This window comes from Streptomyces sp. H27-H1, assembly GCF_026627445.1.
In the GTDB taxonomy this organism is placed as follows: Bacteria; Actinomycetota; Actinomycetes; order Streptomycetales; family Streptomycetaceae; genus Streptomyces.
This window is the reverse complement of the sequence record NZ_JAPNLJ010000045.1, coordinates 39,496-55,690: the sequence shown is the minus strand read 5'-3', so window position 1 is coordinate 55,690 and position 16,195 is coordinate 39,496. Positions and strand designations below refer to the sequence as shown.

Below are 16,195 nucleotides of genomic sequence, written 5' to 3'. Positions count from 1 at the left end.
GCGGCATCGCGTTCCGCTTCGACAAGACGCCAGAGAGCTACGAGGCCGGCCTGCATCTGTGTGGTGCGATGCTCTGGCTCCGCAGCATCGCACCACATTCATGATCTGAACTCCAGACAGGACCTAGTGCGGTGACCGGAAAGGTTCACCGGGTCGCGGCGCCCGGCACGGCACCTCGCGGCGTTGTCGGACCGGGCAAGTACGTCCAGTACGAGCCTCGGCCCTCCGCCTTGCGATGCACCGCAGCGGACACCGCGACCCGGCAAACCTTCCCGGCCACAGCACTAGCTGCCGGTGATGCTCGGCGCGCCCGTCTCGATGTGGCCCGTGTAGCGGCGCGACCAGCTGCCGTCGGAGTCGGCGAGGAGCGTGAAGTCGTACCAGCCGTTCTGGTAGGCGACGGCGTTGAAGTAGTCCTCGCGCGAGGAGTTCGCCGGCACGGTGTACGTCCACGGGCCGTCCGTGCGGTAGGCGTTCGCACGGATCGTGAAGGTGACCGGCGAGGCGGAGGTGTTCGTCATCTTGAGGTAGAGCGCCGTCTTGCCGGTGCCCGGCTCCACCGCGAAGCGGGCCGCGACCTCGATCGCCTTGCCCGCCTTCGAGGCGTCCCCGATGAAGCGCCGCAGGAAGCGGTTCGGCCCGTACATCGAGATGTCGTACTTGCCGGAGCCGCTGCCGGTGCCGATGTTGAAGTAGTCCGCCGAGGTGGCGCCGGCGTCCACCGTGTACTGCCAGGCGGCCGTGTCCCGGTACTGGTGCGGGTGGATCGAGAAGTGCGCCGCCCGCTTCGCCTCGGTGCCCGTGTTCGTCATCGAGAACCAGGCGAGGATCTTGCCGGCCGCCCCGAACTCGAAGCGGTCCAGGTTGCCGTTGACCTGGTACGGAAGGGCCCGCGCGGGCCGGTTCCCGGGCTCCTGCACCGGCTGCGCGTTGTCCTGCGGCACCGGGTTGGAGAGCGGGCCGCAGGTCGCCTGGCCGATGACCTTGGCCGTGGACGGGAGGCCGGCGGGAACCCCGTAGACCGGGTGCGCGAAGTCGAAGACGCCCGTCAGGTCGCCGGTGACCTTGCGGCGCCACGCGCTGATGTTCGGACAGGTGGCCGGGGTGCCGAGCGAGGCCGTCCACGTCTCCATGAAGCGCAGCACCGAGGTGTGGTCGAAGACCTCGGAGCTCACCCAGCCGCCGCGGGTCCACGGCGACATCACGATCATCGGGACGCGGAAGCCGAGCCCGATCGGGACGCCGTCGATGTACTCGCCGGGGGTGCCGGGCGGGGCGACCGGCGGCGGGACGTGGTCGAAGAAGCCGTCGTTCTCGTCGTAGTTGAGGAAGAGGACGGTGGAGTCGAAGACCTCCGGGTTCGCCGAGAGAGCGCGGTAGACCAGGTCGACGAAGTGCGCGCCGTCACCGGGCGGGGCGTACGGGTGCTCGGAGAAGGCCTCGTTCGCCACGACCCAGGAGACCTGGGGCAGGGTGCCCGCGACGACGTCCGCGCGGATGGCGGCGGCGATGTCGTCGGGGGTGGAGCCGGTGACCTTGGGGACGGAGCCCATGCCGCGGTCCCGCAGCGGGTTGCCGGGGGCGGCGTCCGTGAACTTCTTGAAGTAGGCGAGCCCGTTGTCCCCGTAGTTGTCCTGGGCGTTCTGGTACACCTTCCAGCTCATGCCGGCCCGCTGGAGGGCCTCGGCGTACGTCTCCCAGGTCAGCCCGGACTCGTCGCCGCCGTCCTTGCTGCCCGCGTCGACCTTGCCGCTCCACAGGAAGGTGCGGTTGGGGCCGGTCGCGCTCAGGGTGGAGCAGAAGTAGGCGTCGCAGACCGTGTAGTTGTCGGCGATGCCGTAGTGGAACGGTATGTCGCCGCGGTCGAGGTACCCGAGGGTGCGGGTGTTGCCGACGCCGGTGACGAAGTTGTCCAGGCGGCCCTTGTTCCAGGCCGCGTGCTGCGAGTTCCAGCTGTGCGGGAGGTCGCCGTTGCACTGGGCGAGGGTCTCGCCGTCCACCCCGCCCACCGGCGGGGTGGAGCTGAGCTTCCACGGGTACTGGCGGCCGCCCCAGTTGGGCTGGTTGAACATGCCCCAGCCGCCCGGGATGTTACCGGCGGCGCGGTCGCCGAAGCCGCGGACACCCTTCAGCTTGCCGAAGTAGTGGTCGAAGCTGCGGTTCTCCTGCATCAGGATCACCACGTGCTTCACGTCGGTGATCGTGCCGGACGCGGCCGCGGCGGCCGCCGAGGCCGGCGCGATCGCGGGCAGGGCGGCACCTGCCATCAGCCCGGCACCGATTCCCACGAATCCCCTGCGGCTGAGAGGTGTCACTGGCTACTCGCCTCCAACTCAAGTGCCCCGCTGGCACATTGACCGCAAGAGTGGCGGCAGCCGCGTCAAAGGTCTACATCCGTGCGGTAAGAACTCGGTGAACATCCGGTCGGCCGGATTCAGTCGTTGATTCGTACGAGCGCTTTGCCCAGGTTGTCCCCCCGGAGCATGCCCCGGAAGGCGTCCACCGTGTGAGCAAATCCCTGCACAACGGTGGTGTCGGTACCAATCCGGCCGCTGCGCAGGTGCGGGACGAGGAAGTCCTCCAGCTCGTCCTGCATATTGGTGTGATTGCGAACCAATACCCCTTCCAGGCGCGGCGACTTGCGTACGACCTCGAAGAGGTTGCGGGGCGCCGCGGGGAAGCGGTCGCCGTTGTACATCGAGATCTCGCCGACCCAGGCGATCCGCCCGTACTCGCGCAGCACGTCGATCGCGCCCTCCAGGTGGTCCCCGCCGACGCTGTCCACGTAGACGTCGATCCCGTCGGGCGCGGCCTGTGCGAGCTGCTCGCCGACCGGCCCGTCGGCGAGGCCCGGGTCGCGGGAGGCGCGGGACGACGGGATGGTGCTGACCATGGTCGGGCGCGGGCTCGGCATGGCGATTCTCCCGGAGCTGTCGCTGAGGGAGGCGCGAGCGGACGTCGAGATCACCGATCTGGGCCCCTCGGGGCCTGTGAGGCAGGTGGGATACGTCACCACGCCGGAATCGGCTGCCACCCTCGCCGTCAGGGCTCTGAGCAGGGAGCTTCGGTCCTCCAAGGCCTGAAGTGGAGCCACGAACGGAGGCCTTCCGAGGGGTTTCGCGTCTCAGATAGTAGGAAGTCCGAGTAATTGCGGAGACATACAGCGGGAGCTGGCTTACGTTGTAGAAGCCGAACGTCTCGCCGATCCGGCGAATGGCGGTCGAGAGCGCGCGCCCCATGGCAGGCAACCCCTGTCGCGCACCGCTCCCCGCCTCTTCCGGCGCCTTGAAGGAACCCCTCATCCGTGGCCCCGCCACGCCGTGATCTCAAGGAGTCGATCACCATGACGCACACCGCTTCCACCACCGCCCGCCGCGTCCGCCGCTCCGCCGCCGCGGACGTCGACCGGAAGAACGCCGCCGCCGCCCTGCAGCGTGCGCTGGACCGCCGCGACAACGGCGGCTCCACCGGGCACTGACCTGCCGCCACCTGCAGTTGAGCGCTCCCCGGCCCGGACATCTTGCGTCCACATGATGGACGCAAGATGTCTGAGGGGTGGGACAAGGAGTACGGTTCCACCATGTCGACCAGCATCAATCTCGCAGTGATCCCCGGTGATGGCATCGGCCAGGAAGTCGTGGCTCAGGGCCTCAAGGTCCTTACCGCGGTCCTGCCCCAGGATGTGAAGCTGGAGACCCAGGAATACGACCTCGGCGCCCAGCGCTGGCACCGCACCGGTGAAACCCTCCCGGAGGCGGAGCTCGAGGCCCTCAAGCACCACGACGCGATCCTGCTGGGCGCCATCGGCGACCCCTCGGTCCCGTCGGGCGTCCTGGAGCGCGGTCTGCTGCTGAAGCTCCGCTTCGCCTTCGACCACTTCATCAACCTGCGCCCGTCGAAGCTCTTCCCCAACACGGCCACCCCGCTCGCCGGCCGTCCGGAGATCGACTTCGTCGTGGTCCGCGAGGGCACCGAAGGCCCGTACACCGGCAACGGCGGCAGCCTGCGCACCGGTACCCCGGCCGAGGTGGCCACCGAGGTCAGCATCAACACGGCCTACGGTGTCGAGCGCGTGGTCCGCGACGCGTACGAGCGTGCCAACGGCCGCCCGCGCAAGAAGCTGACGCTGGTCCACAAGAACAACGTCCTCGTGTACGCCGGTCACCTGTGGAAGAACATCTTCGACAAGGTCGGCCAGGAGTACCCCGAGGTCACCACCGACTACCTGCACGTCGATGCCGCGACGATCTTCTTCGTCACCCAGCCCGAGCGCTTCGACGTCATCGTCACGGACAACCTCTTCGGTGACATCCTCACCGACCTGGCCGCCGCCGTGACCGGCGGAATCGGTCTGGCCGCCTCGGGCAACATCAACCCGACCGGCGCCTTCCCGTCCATGTTCGAGCCCGTCCACGGCTCGGCCCCGGACATCGCCGGCACCGGCAAGGCCGACCCGACCGCGACGATCCTCTCGGTCGCCCTCCTGCTGCGCCACCTCGGCTACGAGGACCAGGCCGTCCGCATCGAGGACGCGGTCTGCGCCGACCTGGCCGAGCGCGACGGCACCTTCCGCTCCACCGACGCGATCGGCGACGCCCTCGCCGCTCGAGTAGCCGGCTGACCCGGTAGCCCCAGTTCAAGGAAGCCGCCGGGTCGCGATCACCGCACCCGGCGGCTTTTCCTGTGCGGCCCCGGGTGTCACCATCTCTCCTGGGCCGCAATCACCCCGTTTCACCGAAGCCCCCTCCCGCGCGATAATCGAACGCGAGGCCGCGGAATACGGGGAAGCTCGGACGTCCTAGTACGCCGTGAGCGCGGTCCGCCATACACAACCGGTGAAGGACAAGCACTCATGACGACGCCCACGATCGAGCTGAAGCCCTCCTCGAACCCCCTGTCCGCCGCGGAGCGCGAAGCGATCCTGACGAACCCCGGTTTCGGCCGCCACTTCACGGACCACATGGTCACGGTCAAGTGGACCGAGGGCCGCGGTTGGCACGACGCCGAGCTGGTCCCCTACGCGCCCCTGTCGATGGACCCGGCGAACATGACCCTGCACTACGCGCAGACGATCTTCGAGGGGCTCAAGGCCTACAAGCAGCCCGACGGCACCGTCGCGACCTTCCGTCCGCAGGCGAACGCCGAGCGCTTCCAGGCCTCCGCCCGCCGCATGGCGATGCCGGAGCTGCCGACCGAGCTGTTCATCGAGGCCTGCGACGCGCTCATCAAGCAGGACCGCGCCTGGGTGCCGGACTCCGGCGAGGCCTCGCTCTACCTGCGGCCGTTCATGTTCGCCTCGGAGGTCGGCCTCGGCGTCCGCCCGGCCAACGAGTTCCTCTTCATCGTCATCGCCTCGCCCGCCGGCGCGTACTTCCCCGGCGGGGTCAAGCCCGTCTCCGTCTGGCTCTCCGAGGAGTACGTGCGCGCGGTCAAGGGCGGCACCGGCGCCGCGAAGACCGGCGGCAACTACGCCGCCTCGCTCGTCGCGCAGGCTCAGGCCGCCGAGCACGGCTGCGACCAGGTGGTCTGGCTCGACGCCGTCGAGCACCGCTGGATCGAGGAGATGGGCGGGATGAACCTCTACTTCGTCTACGGCCAGGAAGGCGAAGCGCAGCGGATCGTCACCCCCGAGCTCACCGGCTCGCTCCTCCCCGGCATCACCCGCGACTCCCTCCTCACCATCGCCCGCGACCTCGGCTACACCGCCGAGGAAGGCCGGATCACCACCGAGGACTGGAAGCGCGACAACGAGAACGGCACGCTGACCGAGGTCTTCGCCTGCGGTACCGCCGCCGTGATCACCCCCGTCGGCTCCGTCAAGTCGGAGCGCGCCAACTGGACCCAGGGCAACGGCGAGCCCGGCGAGGTCACCATGAAGCTCCGCAAGGCGCTGCTGGACCTCCAGACCGGCCACAACGCCGACACCCACGGCTGGATGCACCCGCTCGGCTAGAACCCGCAAGCCGTACGCACGAAGGCCCGCGCCCCTGCGAGGAGGGGGCGCGGGCCTTCGTGCGTACGGGGGAGTCCTACGCGGCGACCGGCTCCTCGGCGGCGGCGGGCGCCGGGGCGGGGGCGGTGCGGGCGGTCAGTGCCGTGTAGACCAGGCCGCCGGCGAGGCCGGACAGGACGAAGGAGCAGTCCACGCCACCGGTCAGGGCCAGCAGGGGGCCCTCGTAGAACGGGGTGGTCACGGCGAGCAGGCCGACGCCCGCGCCGATCACCCAGGAGAGGGTGGCGGCCACGTTCCAGCCGCCGCGGTACCAGTAGATCCCACCCACCGAGCGGCGGTTGAAGACCTGGAGGGCGTCGGCGTCGTACCGGCCGCGGCAGCGGACGTAGCCGATGAGGGTGACCACGGCCCACGGGGTGCCGATCGCGGTCAGCAGCAGCACGAACGAGGTCATCGCGGACTGCACGTCCCACGAGAAGGAGCCGATGAACACGAAGGCGGTGGCGACGGCCGCGGCGATCACGGTGGCCTTGGTCCGGGTGGCCTTGGGGATGATGGCGTCGAGGTCGAGGCCCATGGAGTAGAGCATCAGCCCGGCGTTGCCCACCGAACCGGCCGCGGCGGCGGCGAGCAGCGGGACCAGGTACCAGAACGGCGCGGCCTCGACCAGCGGCCCGGCGTACTCGGCGCCGGCTTTGGCGGCGAGCGCGGTGTAGGTGCCGAACAGCTGCGGGATCAGGAGGCCGATCAGCAGGCCGAAGCAGGTGGCCCAGAAGACCTTGCGGGAGCTGTGCTTCGTGGGGGAGACGTAGCGGGTGTAGTCGCCGAGCAGGGTGATGAAGGCGACGGGCCCGCTGAGCCCGGCTGCGACGGCGGCAAGCAGCCAGGTCGGCCAGAAGGAGCCCAGCAGATAGGTGTCCACGGGCGCGGCGGCGGTGAAGTCCGGGGCGTAGGCGTATATGCCGACGGCCAGCAGCACCACCATGCCGATGGAGAGCACCTTGCTCATGCGCAGCAGCAGTCGGTAGCCGAAGACGGCTCCGACGACGGTGCACGCGGCGAGTACGCCGTACATCACGGCCCGGGAGAGGCCGGTGTCCGGCAGTCCGGTGAGCCGGGACAGGGTGCCGACCATCACGTCGCCGCCTATCCACAGGGTCAGCGCGGTGTAGCCGAGCGAGAGCAGCAGGCCGACCACCGAGCCGACGAGCCGGCCGCGGACGCCGAACTGGGCGCCGCTGGAGGTGGACAGGTTGGTCCCCGTGCGCAGGGAGACGAGCGCCAGCGGCGCGGTGAAGGCGATGCCGACGAGGGTGCCGGTCACGATGGCGGTGACCGACGGCCACAGTCCCAGTCCGAAGGACGGGGGCAGCCAGCCGAAGACGATCACACCGAGGCAGAGATTGGAGCCGAGGAGGATCGAGATCAGGTCACGGGGACCGCTCGTCCGCTCCTCCTCCGGGATGGTGTCGACTCCGCGCTGTTCGATGGGCATAGGGGGACTCCCTTGGCAGGGCGGGGGGTGGCAATGCATTGTTTGAGCGACACTCAATGTGGCCTAAGCCCTGGTCTCAGGTCAATGCTTCATTGCCAGGAAATGAAGAGTTAGAGTGATGCTCTAACCCATCGACTCAAAGGGTGGTGGATCGGCGTGCGGCTGACCCCTACGGAGCGCGACCGGCTGCTTCTCCGCAGCGCTGCGGAACTGGCCAGGGCCCGGCGGGCCCGCGGACTGAGGCTCAACGTCCCGGAGGCCACCGCGCTCATCGCGGACACGGTCTGCGAGGCCGCCCGCGACGGCAAACGACTGGCCGAGGCCATCGAGGAGGCCAGCTCCGTGCTGGGCCCCGCCGATGTGCTGCCCGGCGTCAGTGATGTGGTCACCGAGGTGCACGTGGAGGCCGTCTTCGACGACGGATCCCGCCTCGCGGTGGTCTCGTCCCCGATCCGGGGCGCCGCCGGCCTGGGCGAGGACGCCCCGGGCGCGGTCGTACCCGGCCCCGGAGCGCCCCAGCCGGAGCCCACGGTCCACCTGCACGTGCGCAACACCGCCCCGGTCCCGGTGAGCGTCACCTCCCACTTCCACTTCTTCGAGGCCAACCCGCGCCTCGACTTCGACCGCGCGGCGGCGTACGGAATGCGCCTGTGCGTACCGGCCGGCTCGTCCGTCCGGTTCGACCCGCACGGCGAGGGGGAAGTCGGCCTCGTCCCCATCGGCGGGGACCGCATCGCGATCGGGTTCGCGGGGCTGGTCGACGGACCCCTGGACGCCCCGGGCGCCAAATCGCTCGCGCTGGAGCGGGCGGCGGCGTGCGGTTACCTGGGCGCCGCCCAGGACGGGCAGACCCCGGTCACTTCGGCCTCCCCCGTCACCCCGGCCTCCCCGGGCACCCCTGCGACCCCGGCCGGCCAGACCGACGCCAACGACCGCCCGGAAGGGACGACCGCATGAGCCGGCAGACCCCCCACACCGACCACAGCGCGCACTGCGCACCCGGCAGCCGGCACATCGACCCGCACGAGTACGCCTCCGTCTTCGGCCCCCGGGCCGGGGACCGGGTCCGGCTCGGCGACTCCGGGCTGACCGTCCGTGTGGAGTCGGACTCGCAGAAGCCCGGGGACGAGTTCCTGGCCGGTTTCGGCAAGACGGCGCGCGACGGACTGCACCTCAAAGCCGCCGCCGTCCGCGACACCTGCGACGTGGTGATCAGCAACGTGCTGGTCATCGACGCCGTCCTCGGCATCCGCAAGGTCTCCATCGGCATCCGTGAGGGCCGCATCCACGCGATCGGCCGGGCCGGCAACCCGGACACCCTCGACGGGGTCGACGTCGTGGTCGGCACGGGCACGAGCATCGTCTCCGGCGAGGGCATGATCGCCACCGCCGGCGCCGTGGACACCCACGTGCACCTGCTCTCCCCGCGCATCATGGAGGCTTCGCTGGCGTCCGGGGTCACCACGATCATCGGGCAGGAGTTCGGCCCGGTCTGGGGCGTCGGCGTCAACTCCCCGTGGGCGCTGAAGCACGCCTTCAACGCCTTCGACGCCTGGCCCGTCAACATCGGGTTCCTGGCCCGGGGTTCCTCCTCGGACCCGGCCCCGCTGATCGAGGCCCTCGCCGAGGGCGGCGCCTCGGGCTTCAAGGTCCACGAGGACATGGGCGCCCACACCCGTGCCCTGGACACCGCCCTGCGCGTGGCCGAGGAGTACGACGTACAGGTCGCCCTGCACAGCGACGGGCTCAACGAATGCCTCTCGGTCGAGGACACCCTGCGGGTGCTCGACGGCCGTACCATCCACGCCTTCCACATCGAGGGCTGCGGTGGCGGCCACGTCCCCAACGTCCTGAAGATGGCGGGCGTGCCGAACGTCATCGGCTCCTCCACCAACCCGACGCTGCCCTTCGGCCGCGACGCGGTCGCCGAGCACTACGGCATGATCGTCTCCGTCCACGACCTCAAGCCGGACCTGCCCGGAGACGCGGCCATGGCCCGCGACCGGATCCGCGCCGGCACGATGGGGGCCGAGGACGTCCTGCACGACCTCGGCGCGATCGGGATCACCTCCTCCGACGCCCAGGGCATGGGCCGCGCCGGCGAGACCATCCGCCGCACCTTCGCCATGGCCGCCAAGATGAAGGGCGAGCTGGGACCGCTGGCCGGCGACGGCGAGGGCGACGACAACGCCCGCGTGCTGCGCTACATGGCCAAGCTGACCATCAACCCGGCCATCGCCCACGGCCTGGCCCACGAGATCGGCTCCATCGAGGTCGGCAAGCTCGCCGACATCGTGCTCTGGCGCCCCCAGTTCTTCGGCGCCAAGCCGCAGCTGGTCCTCAAGTCCGGCTTCCCGGCCTACGGGGTCACCGGCGACCCCAACGCCGCCACCGACACCTGTGAACCGCTGGTCCTCGGACCGCAGTTCGGCTCCTACGGGGCCACGGCAGCCGATATCTCCGTCGCCTTCGTATCGGCCGCCGCGGCAGCCCTCGGCAGCGACGAGATGCCGACCCGCAGGCGCCGGGTCGCCGTCCGCGGCACCCGGGGCATCGGGCCGGGGGACCTCCTCCTGAACTCCCGGGTGGGCGCGGTCGATGTGGACGCGCGCAGCGGACTCGTCTCCCTCGACGGGGAGCCGCTGCGTTCCGAAGCCGCCGATTCGGTCTCCCTCAACCGCCTGTACTTCTTGTAAGTCAGCACAGCCCGTAAGGACCTCCTGCCATGACCGCACAGCCCGTGAACGCCGGATTCCGGATGCCCGCCGAGTGGATGCCCCACGAGCGCACCTGGATGGCCTGGCCCAGCCTGAACCCCACCTTCACCAACGAGCAGGAGCTCGCCGAAGCCCGCCAGGCCTGGGGCGCCGTCGCCCGCGCGGTCCGCGCGTACGAGCCCGTGACCCTCGTGGTCTCGCCCGGGGACGGGGACAGCGCCCGCGCGATCGTCGGCGAAGACGTAGAGCTGGTCGAGCGCGCGCTCGACGACGCCTGGATGCGTGACATCGGTCCGACCTTCGTCACCAACGACGCCGGCGAGCTGGCCGCCGTCGACTGGACCTTCAACGGCTGGGGCGCCCAGGACTGGGCCCGCTGGGACCACGACTCGCAGATCGCCCGGCAGATCTCCGGCATCCTCGGGACCCGCACCTACAGCACCCCGCTGGTCAACGAGGGCGGCGCCCTCCACGTCGACGGCGAGGGCACCGTGCTCCTCACCGACACCGTGCAGCTCGGAAAGGGCCGCAACCCCGACTGGTCGCGCGAGCAGGTCGAGGCCGAGATCCACGCCCACCTGGGCACCACCAAGGCGATCTGGCTCCCGTACGGCCTGGCCGGCGACTACGGCACCTACGGCACCCAGGGCCACGTGGACATCGTCGCCGCCTTCGCCCGGCCCGGCGTGGTCATGGTCCACAGCCAGCCCGACCCGGCCCACCCGGACCACGAGCGCGGCAGGACCATCGCCGCCATCCTGCGCGCGTCCACCGATGCCCGGGGCCGGCAGCTGGAGGTCGTGGAGATCCCGGCGCCGACCGTGCTGGAAGAGGACGGGGAGTGGGTGGACTACTCCTACATCAACCACTACCTGTGCAACGGCGGCGTGGTTCTGTGCGCCTTCGACGACCCGCGCGACGAGGAGGCGGCGGAGATCTTCCGCGGTCTGTTCCCCGAGCGGACCGTGACGCTCGTCGACGCACGTACGATTTTCGCCGGGGGTGGCGGTATCCACTGCATCACCCAGCAGCAGCCGAAGGTCTGAGCCCGCGAGGGCGGCCGGGACGAGGAGTGGGCCATGGTGGCGGGTGAAGTACGCGCCGCGCGCAAGAACGCGCCGCCGCGCGAGGACGTACTGGTCGCCGCCATGGCCACCATCGCCGAACGCGGCCTCGACGGCCTGACCATGGCGGGCCTGGGCCGCCAGGTCGGCATGAGCAGCGGCCACCTCCTCTACTACTTCCGCACCAAGGACGAGCTCCTGCTGCAGACCCTGGAGTGGAGCGAGGCGGCGCTCGGCACCCGGCGCCGCGCCCTGCTGTCCCGCCGGGGCCCGGCGCGCGAGCGGCTGCAGGCGTACGTGGACCTGTACGTGCCCGAGGGCCCCCGGGACCCGCACTGGACGCTGTGGCTGGAGGTCTGGAACCGCTCGCAGAACGCCGGACAGGGGGAGCGGGACCGGCAGGGGGCCATCGAGGGCGCCTGGCACCGTGACCTGGTGGCCCTGCTTGCCGAGGGCATCTCGCGCGGAGAGTTCCGCACGGTCGATCCGGACCGCTTCGCGGCGCGGCTGCGGGCGCTGCTCGACGGGTTCAGCATCCAGGTCGCCGTGGGCCTGCCCGGGATAGGGCGGGGCGACATCCTGGGGCACGTCTCGGAATTCCTCGACGAGGCGCTCGTATCGTGAGACGTGCGTCCACATCCGCGGCCCGCTGTGTCAGACTGCCGACGTGCCTGCTCAGCTCATGATTATGGACAGCAGCGCGCCGGTCCCCAGTGGCCGCTGAGCCGCGAAAGAACTTCGCGGAAGCGGCCACCGTGCCTCGGACCCGCGCGCAGACCTCTCGCACCCGCGAGAGGTTTTTTCGTTTTCCGGACCAGATCATGCCGGAGCGGACAGCGCGCGATGATGGGGGCAGTGACGGCGGCCTGCCCCTCGGGCGGGTATCCGGAACCATTCATCCGACAGGAGTCAGATCAGCATGACGACGACAGAGGCGACCGAGCCGACTGCGCCGGCTTCGGGCCCCGGCCCCGATGACGGGTTCCACGTCTTCGACACGACCCTGCGCGACGGCGCGCAGCGTGAGGGCATCAACCTCACGGTGGCGGACAAGCTGACGATCGCCCGGCACCTGGACGACTTCGGGGTGGGGTTCATCGAGGGCGGCTGGCCCGGCGCCAACCCCCGCGACACGGAGTTCTTCGCCCGTGCCCGCGCGGAGATCGACTTCAAGCACGCCCAGCTCGTGGCCTTCGGCGCCACCCGCCGGGCGAACGGTTCGGCCGCCACCGACCCGCAGGTCCGCGCACTGCTGGAGTCCGGCGCCCCGGTGATCACCCTGGTCGCCAAGTCGCACGACCGGCACGTCGAGCTCGCCCTGCGCACCACCCTCGAGGAGAACCTGGAGATGGTCCGCGACACCGTCGCGTACCTCGTCTCCCAGGGCCGCCGGGTCTTCGTCGACTGCGAGCACTTCTTCGACGGCTACCGGGCCAATGCCGAGTACGCGAAGTCCGTCGTACGCGCCGCCCACGAGGCCGGCGCCGACGTCGTGGTCCTCTGCGACACCAACGGCGGCATGCTGCCCGCGCAGATCACCGCGACCGTCGCGACCGTGCTGGCCGACACCGGTGCGCGCCTGGGCATCCACACCCAGGACGACACCGGCTGCGCCGTCGCCAACACGCTGGCCGCCGTCGACGCCGGCGCCACCCACGTCCAGTGCACCGCGAACGGCTACGGCGAGCGGGTCGGCAACGCCAACCTCTTCCCGGTCGTCGCCGCGCTGGAGATCAAGTACGGCCGCACGGTCCTCCCGGTGGGCGCCCTCGCCGAGATGACCCGGATCTCGCACGCCATCGCGGAGGTCGTCAACCTCACCCCCTCCACGCACCAGCCCTACGTCGGCGTCTCCGCCTTCGCGCACAAGGCGGGCCTGCACGCCTCGGCCATCAAGGTCGACCCGGACCTGTACCAGCACATCGACCCCGAGCGGGTCGGAAACACCATGCGGATGCTCGTCTCCGACATGGCCGGCCGGGCCTCCATCGAGCTCAAGGGCAAGGAGCTCGGGGTCGACCTCGGCGGGGACCGCGCGCTGGTCTCCCGGGTGGTGGAGCGGGTCAAGGAGCGGGAGCTCCAGGGCTACACGTACGAGGCCGCCGACGCCTCCTTCGAGCTGCTGCTGCGCGCCGAGGTGGAGGGCCGGGCGCGCAAGTACTTCCGCATCGAGTCCTGGCGGGCCATCGTCGAGGACCGCCCCGACGGCACGCACGCCAACGAGGCCACGGTGAAGCTGTGGGCCAAGGGTGAGCGGATCGTCGCCACGGCGGAGGGCAACGGCCCGGTCAACGCACTGGACCGCGCCCTGCGGGTCGCGCTCGAGGGCTTCTACCCCCAGCTCGCGAAGTTCGAGCTGATCGACTACAAGGTCCGCATCCTGGAGGGCAAGCACGGCACGGAGTCCACGACCCGCGTGCTGATCTCCACGACGGACGGCACCCGCGAATGGAACACGGTCGGCGTCGCCCAGAACGTCATCGCGGCCTCCTGGCAGGCGCTGGAAGACGCCTTCACCTTCGGCCTCCTGCGCGCGGGCGTGGAGCCGGCGGAGTAGGTCGCCGGCGCCGTCTCGCCGTGCTCCGGCGGGGTGAGACGGCGGGGGCATTGGCTCATTGGCCCTTATGTCCCACTCACACAGGATTCCACCCGTTCGGGTAGCGTCATGGATATGAGGACCAGGCTTATATCCATACGTTCTGGATCGCTGCTGGCCGCTCTGCTGCTGGCCCTGTCCGCGACCGCTCTGCTGGTCGCCCCGCAGGCGCCGGCGGCCGACGGGACCACCATCGTGGCCCAGGCCCTCAAGAAGGGCCCGGTCTACGTCGATCCGCGAGCCGAGGCGCAGCTGACACCCGCGCAGGCGCAGGCGCTCGCGAAGAAGATCACGGATGCCGGGAAACCGGTGTTCGTGGCCGTGCTGCCGGCCACCGCCGAGTTCCCGGCGGCCAGTGTGCTCAAGACGATCCGTACACAGACCGGCATCACCGGGCTCTACGCGATCCGGCTCGGGGACGGTTTCAACGCCGGCGCCGACCGGGCGGTCATGCCGAACAACGCGGTCCGCAACCTGGTCGACGCCGTCAAGGCGGGCGGCCCCGCCGACGCGAGCACCGAGCTCAACAACTTCGTGGACCAGGCCCTCGCCCAGGCCAAGGGCAAGGCACCGGCCTCCTGGGGCACCACGAGCGGGGACAGCGGCGCCCCGGTGGGCGCCCTGATCGGGCTCGGTGTGGTGGCCGCCGTCGGCGGGGGCGGGGCGTACGCACTGGTCAAGCGCAACCGCAAGAAGAAGGAAGAGCTGCGCCGGGAGTCCGTCGCGCGGCTGGGCGTGGTCGTCGACGAGGACATCACGGCCTTCGGCGAGGAGCTGGAGCGCCTCGACTTCCACCCCGGTGAGCCCGGCGCCGACGACGCCATGCGCGCGGACTACGAGCAGGGCCTCGACTCCTACGAGAAGGCCAAGCAGATCATGGCCTCCGTCCGGCATCCGGAGGAGGTCAAGGGAGTCACCCAGGCGCTGGAGGACGGCCGCTACGCGCTGGCCAGTCTGGACGCCCGCAGGCAGGGCCGGCCGCTGCCCGAGCGCCGCTCGCCCTGCTTCTTCGACCCGCGCCACGGGCCGAGCACCGAGGACGCCGCCTGGGCCCCGGCGGGCGGGGCCGCCCGTACCGTCCCGGTCTGCGCGGCGGACGCCGTCCGGCTGCGCGACGGCCAGGACCCGGCGGTCCGCACCGTCGACACCGAGCACGGTCCGCGCCCCTACTACGACGCCGGCCCGGCGTACGGTCCCTGGGCCGGCGGCTACTTCGGCGGCGGCATCCTGCCCGGCCTGCTCATGGGCACGATGCTCGGTTCGATGATGTCCAGCCCGGCCTACGCCTCGGACTTCGGCGGCGGCAACGGCTTCGACGGAGGCGGCTTCGACGGGGGCGACGTCTCCGGTGCCGACTTCAACCCCTCCGACTTCGGCGGCGGTGACTTCGGCGGCGGGGGTGGCGGAGGCTTCGACGGCGGCGGGTTCGGCGGGGGCGACTTCTGAGCCGCCCCCGGACCCGACCCCGGCGTCCGAACCCTTGTCAGGTCCCAGGTCCCAGGTCCCAGAACCCAGGCCCTGATTCGCCCTGAGCCCGACCTCGGCCCCGGCCGGGGTCAGGCCTGCTTGATCGCCGAGATGTCGAATGTCAGCTTCACCTTGTCGCTGACCATCACGCCGCCGGTCTCCAGGGCCGCGTTCCAGGTCAGACCCCAGTCGGAGCGCAGGATCTCGGCCGAGCCCTCGAACCCGACGCGCTCGTTGCCGTAGACGTCGGTGGCCGAACCGCCGAACTCCAGGTCGATGGAGAGCGGGCGCGTGACGGCCTTGATGGTCAGCTCGCCGGTGATGCGGTACTTGTCGCCGCCGAGCTGCTCCGCCTCGGTGGAGCGGAAGGTCATCAGCGGGAAGGTCTCGGTGTCGAAGAAGTCACCGGAGCGCAGGTGGCCGTCGCGGTCGCCGATGCCGGTGTCGACGGAGGCGATCTTCACGTCGATGGAGGCGGTGGAGCGGGACGGGTCCGCGCCGTCCAGGTGGAGGGTGCCCTCGTGGTCGGCGAAGGCGCCGCGCACGTTGGTGACCATCGCGTGGCGGACGGTGAAGCCGATGCTGCTGTGGGAGGCGTCGATGACGTAGTCACCGGTGAGCGCGGCGAGGGCGGGGTCCACGTCGAGCGTGGCGACGGCGGTCGCGGCGTCGGTGGTGTCCTGGGCACGGCGGGTGAAGAGACCCATGGCTTCTCCTTGGTAGGGGTGCCGCTCGATGTCCGGCACTCGTTGAACTTTCAACAAGAACGACGCTAGACCCATTCCGTTCAAATTTCAACCTCTGAGATTCTTGCGCCCGTCTTGGCGTGGCCTTGGCGGCGGCTTGGCGGGGGTTTTGTGGGATACCCACAAAGGACCATGGTCCTGGCTGGTGGTCCCGGCT

The 16,195-nt window shown here is 70.5% G+C and carries 12 protein-coding genes and 2 pseudogenes; 10 read left to right on the top strand and 4 right to left on the bottom strand.

Annotated elements, in window-relative coordinates:
- Positions 1–284: 284 nt before the first annotated feature.
- Together OTB20_RS33695 and OTB20_RS33690 are read right to left on the bottom strand one after the other, a co-directional pair.
- Positions 285–2,315, bottom strand: coding sequence for a phosphocholine-specific phospholipase C (locus OTB20_RS33695; protein ID WP_267823416.1), 2,031 nt, complete (start codon positions 2,313–2,315; stop codon positions 285–287).
- Between the two features lie 119 nt (positions 2,316–2,434).
- Positions 2,435–2,842: pseudogene (locus tag OTB20_RS33690) on the bottom strand (zinc-binding dehydrogenase); the annotation flags it as partial.
- 19 nt (positions 2,843–2,861) lie between these two features.
- Between OTB20_RS33690 and OTB20_RS33685 the strand changes: the two are divergent.
- From OTB20_RS33685 to OTB20_RS33670, 4 genes and pseudogenes are all read left to right on the top strand, one after another.
- Positions 2,862–3,083: pseudogene (locus tag OTB20_RS33685) on the top strand (LysR substrate-binding domain-containing protein); the annotation flags it as partial.
- A gap of 260 nt (positions 3,084–3,343) precedes the next feature.
- Positions 3,344–3,478: a hypothetical protein gene (locus OTB20_RS33680; protein WP_267753587.1), complete on the top strand. Its 135-nt coding sequence runs from the start codon at positions 3,344–3,346 to the stop codon at positions 3,476–3,478.
- Positions 3,479–3,580: 102 nt separating this feature from the next.
- Entirely contained in the window at positions 3,581–4,621 is a 1,041-nt protein-coding gene (locus tag OTB20_RS33675; RefSeq protein WP_267823414.1) for a 3-isopropylmalate dehydrogenase, read from the top strand.
- Positions 4,622–4,852: 231 nt separating this feature from the next.
- Positions 4,853–5,953, top strand: a complete 1,101-nt coding sequence (locus tag OTB20_RS33670; protein WP_267823412.1) for a branched-chain amino acid aminotransferase — start codon at positions 4,853–4,855, stop codon at positions 5,951–5,953.
- 76 nt (positions 5,954–6,029) lie between these two features.
- Here OTB20_RS33670 and OTB20_RS33665 read toward each other — a convergent pair whose 3' ends face one another.
- Entirely contained in the window at positions 6,030–7,448 is a 1,419-nt protein-coding gene (locus tag OTB20_RS33665; protein ID WP_267823410.1) for a cytosine permease, read from the bottom strand.
- 156 nt (positions 7,449–7,604) lie between these two features.
- Here OTB20_RS33665 and ureA point away from each other — a divergent pair, with 156 nt between their 5' ends.
- The 6 genes from ureA to OTB20_RS33635 all read left to right on the top strand — a co-directional run bounded on the left by ureA (position 7,605) and on the right by OTB20_RS33635 (position 15,271).
- The gene (gene ureA, locus OTB20_RS33660) at positions 7,605–8,405 is read left to right on the top strand and encodes an urease subunit gamma (RefSeq protein WP_267823409.1); all 801 of its coding nucleotides are present in this window, start codon (positions 7,605–7,607) and stop codon (positions 8,403–8,405) included.
- The gene (locus OTB20_RS33655) at positions 8,402–10,144 is read left to right on the top strand and encodes an urease subunit alpha (RefSeq protein ID WP_267823407.1); all 1,743 of its coding nucleotides are present in this window, start codon (positions 8,402–8,404) and stop codon (positions 10,142–10,144) included. Before ureA ends, OTB20_RS33655 begins: the two co-directional genes overlap by 4 nt.
- 29 nt (positions 10,145–10,173) lie before the next feature.
- On the top strand, positions 10,174–11,211 hold the full coding sequence (locus OTB20_RS33650) for an agmatine deiminase family protein (RefSeq protein ID WP_267823405.1): 1,038 nt from the start codon (positions 10,174–10,176) through the stop codon (positions 11,209–11,211).
- 33 nt (positions 11,212–11,244) lie between these two features.
- Positions 11,245–11,853 carry a TetR/AcrR family transcriptional regulator gene (locus OTB20_RS33645; protein ID WP_267823403.1) on the top strand — a complete coding sequence of 203 codons (609 nt, stop codon included), beginning with the start codon at positions 11,245–11,247 and terminating at the stop codon, positions 11,851–11,853.
- Between the two features lie 295 nt (positions 11,854–12,148).
- Entirely contained in the window at positions 12,149–13,786 is a 1,638-nt protein-coding gene (gene cimA / locus OTB20_RS33640; protein WP_267823401.1) for a citramalate synthase, read from the top strand.
- 114 nt (positions 13,787–13,900) lie between these two features.
- Positions 13,901–15,271 (top strand): hypothetical protein, encoded by a 1,371-nt coding sequence (locus tag OTB20_RS33635; protein ID WP_267823399.1) that lies wholly within the window; start codon positions 13,901–13,903, stop codon positions 15,269–15,271.
- Positions 15,272–15,381: 110 nt separating this feature from the next.
- On the opposite strand, the gene OTB20_RS33630 is transcribed toward OTB20_RS33635, so the two are convergent.
- On the bottom strand, positions 15,382–15,999 hold the full coding sequence (locus tag OTB20_RS33630; protein ID WP_267823397.1) for a YceI family protein: 618 nt from the start codon (positions 15,997–15,999) through the stop codon (positions 15,382–15,384).
- Positions 16,000–16,195: the final 196 nt, after the last annotated feature.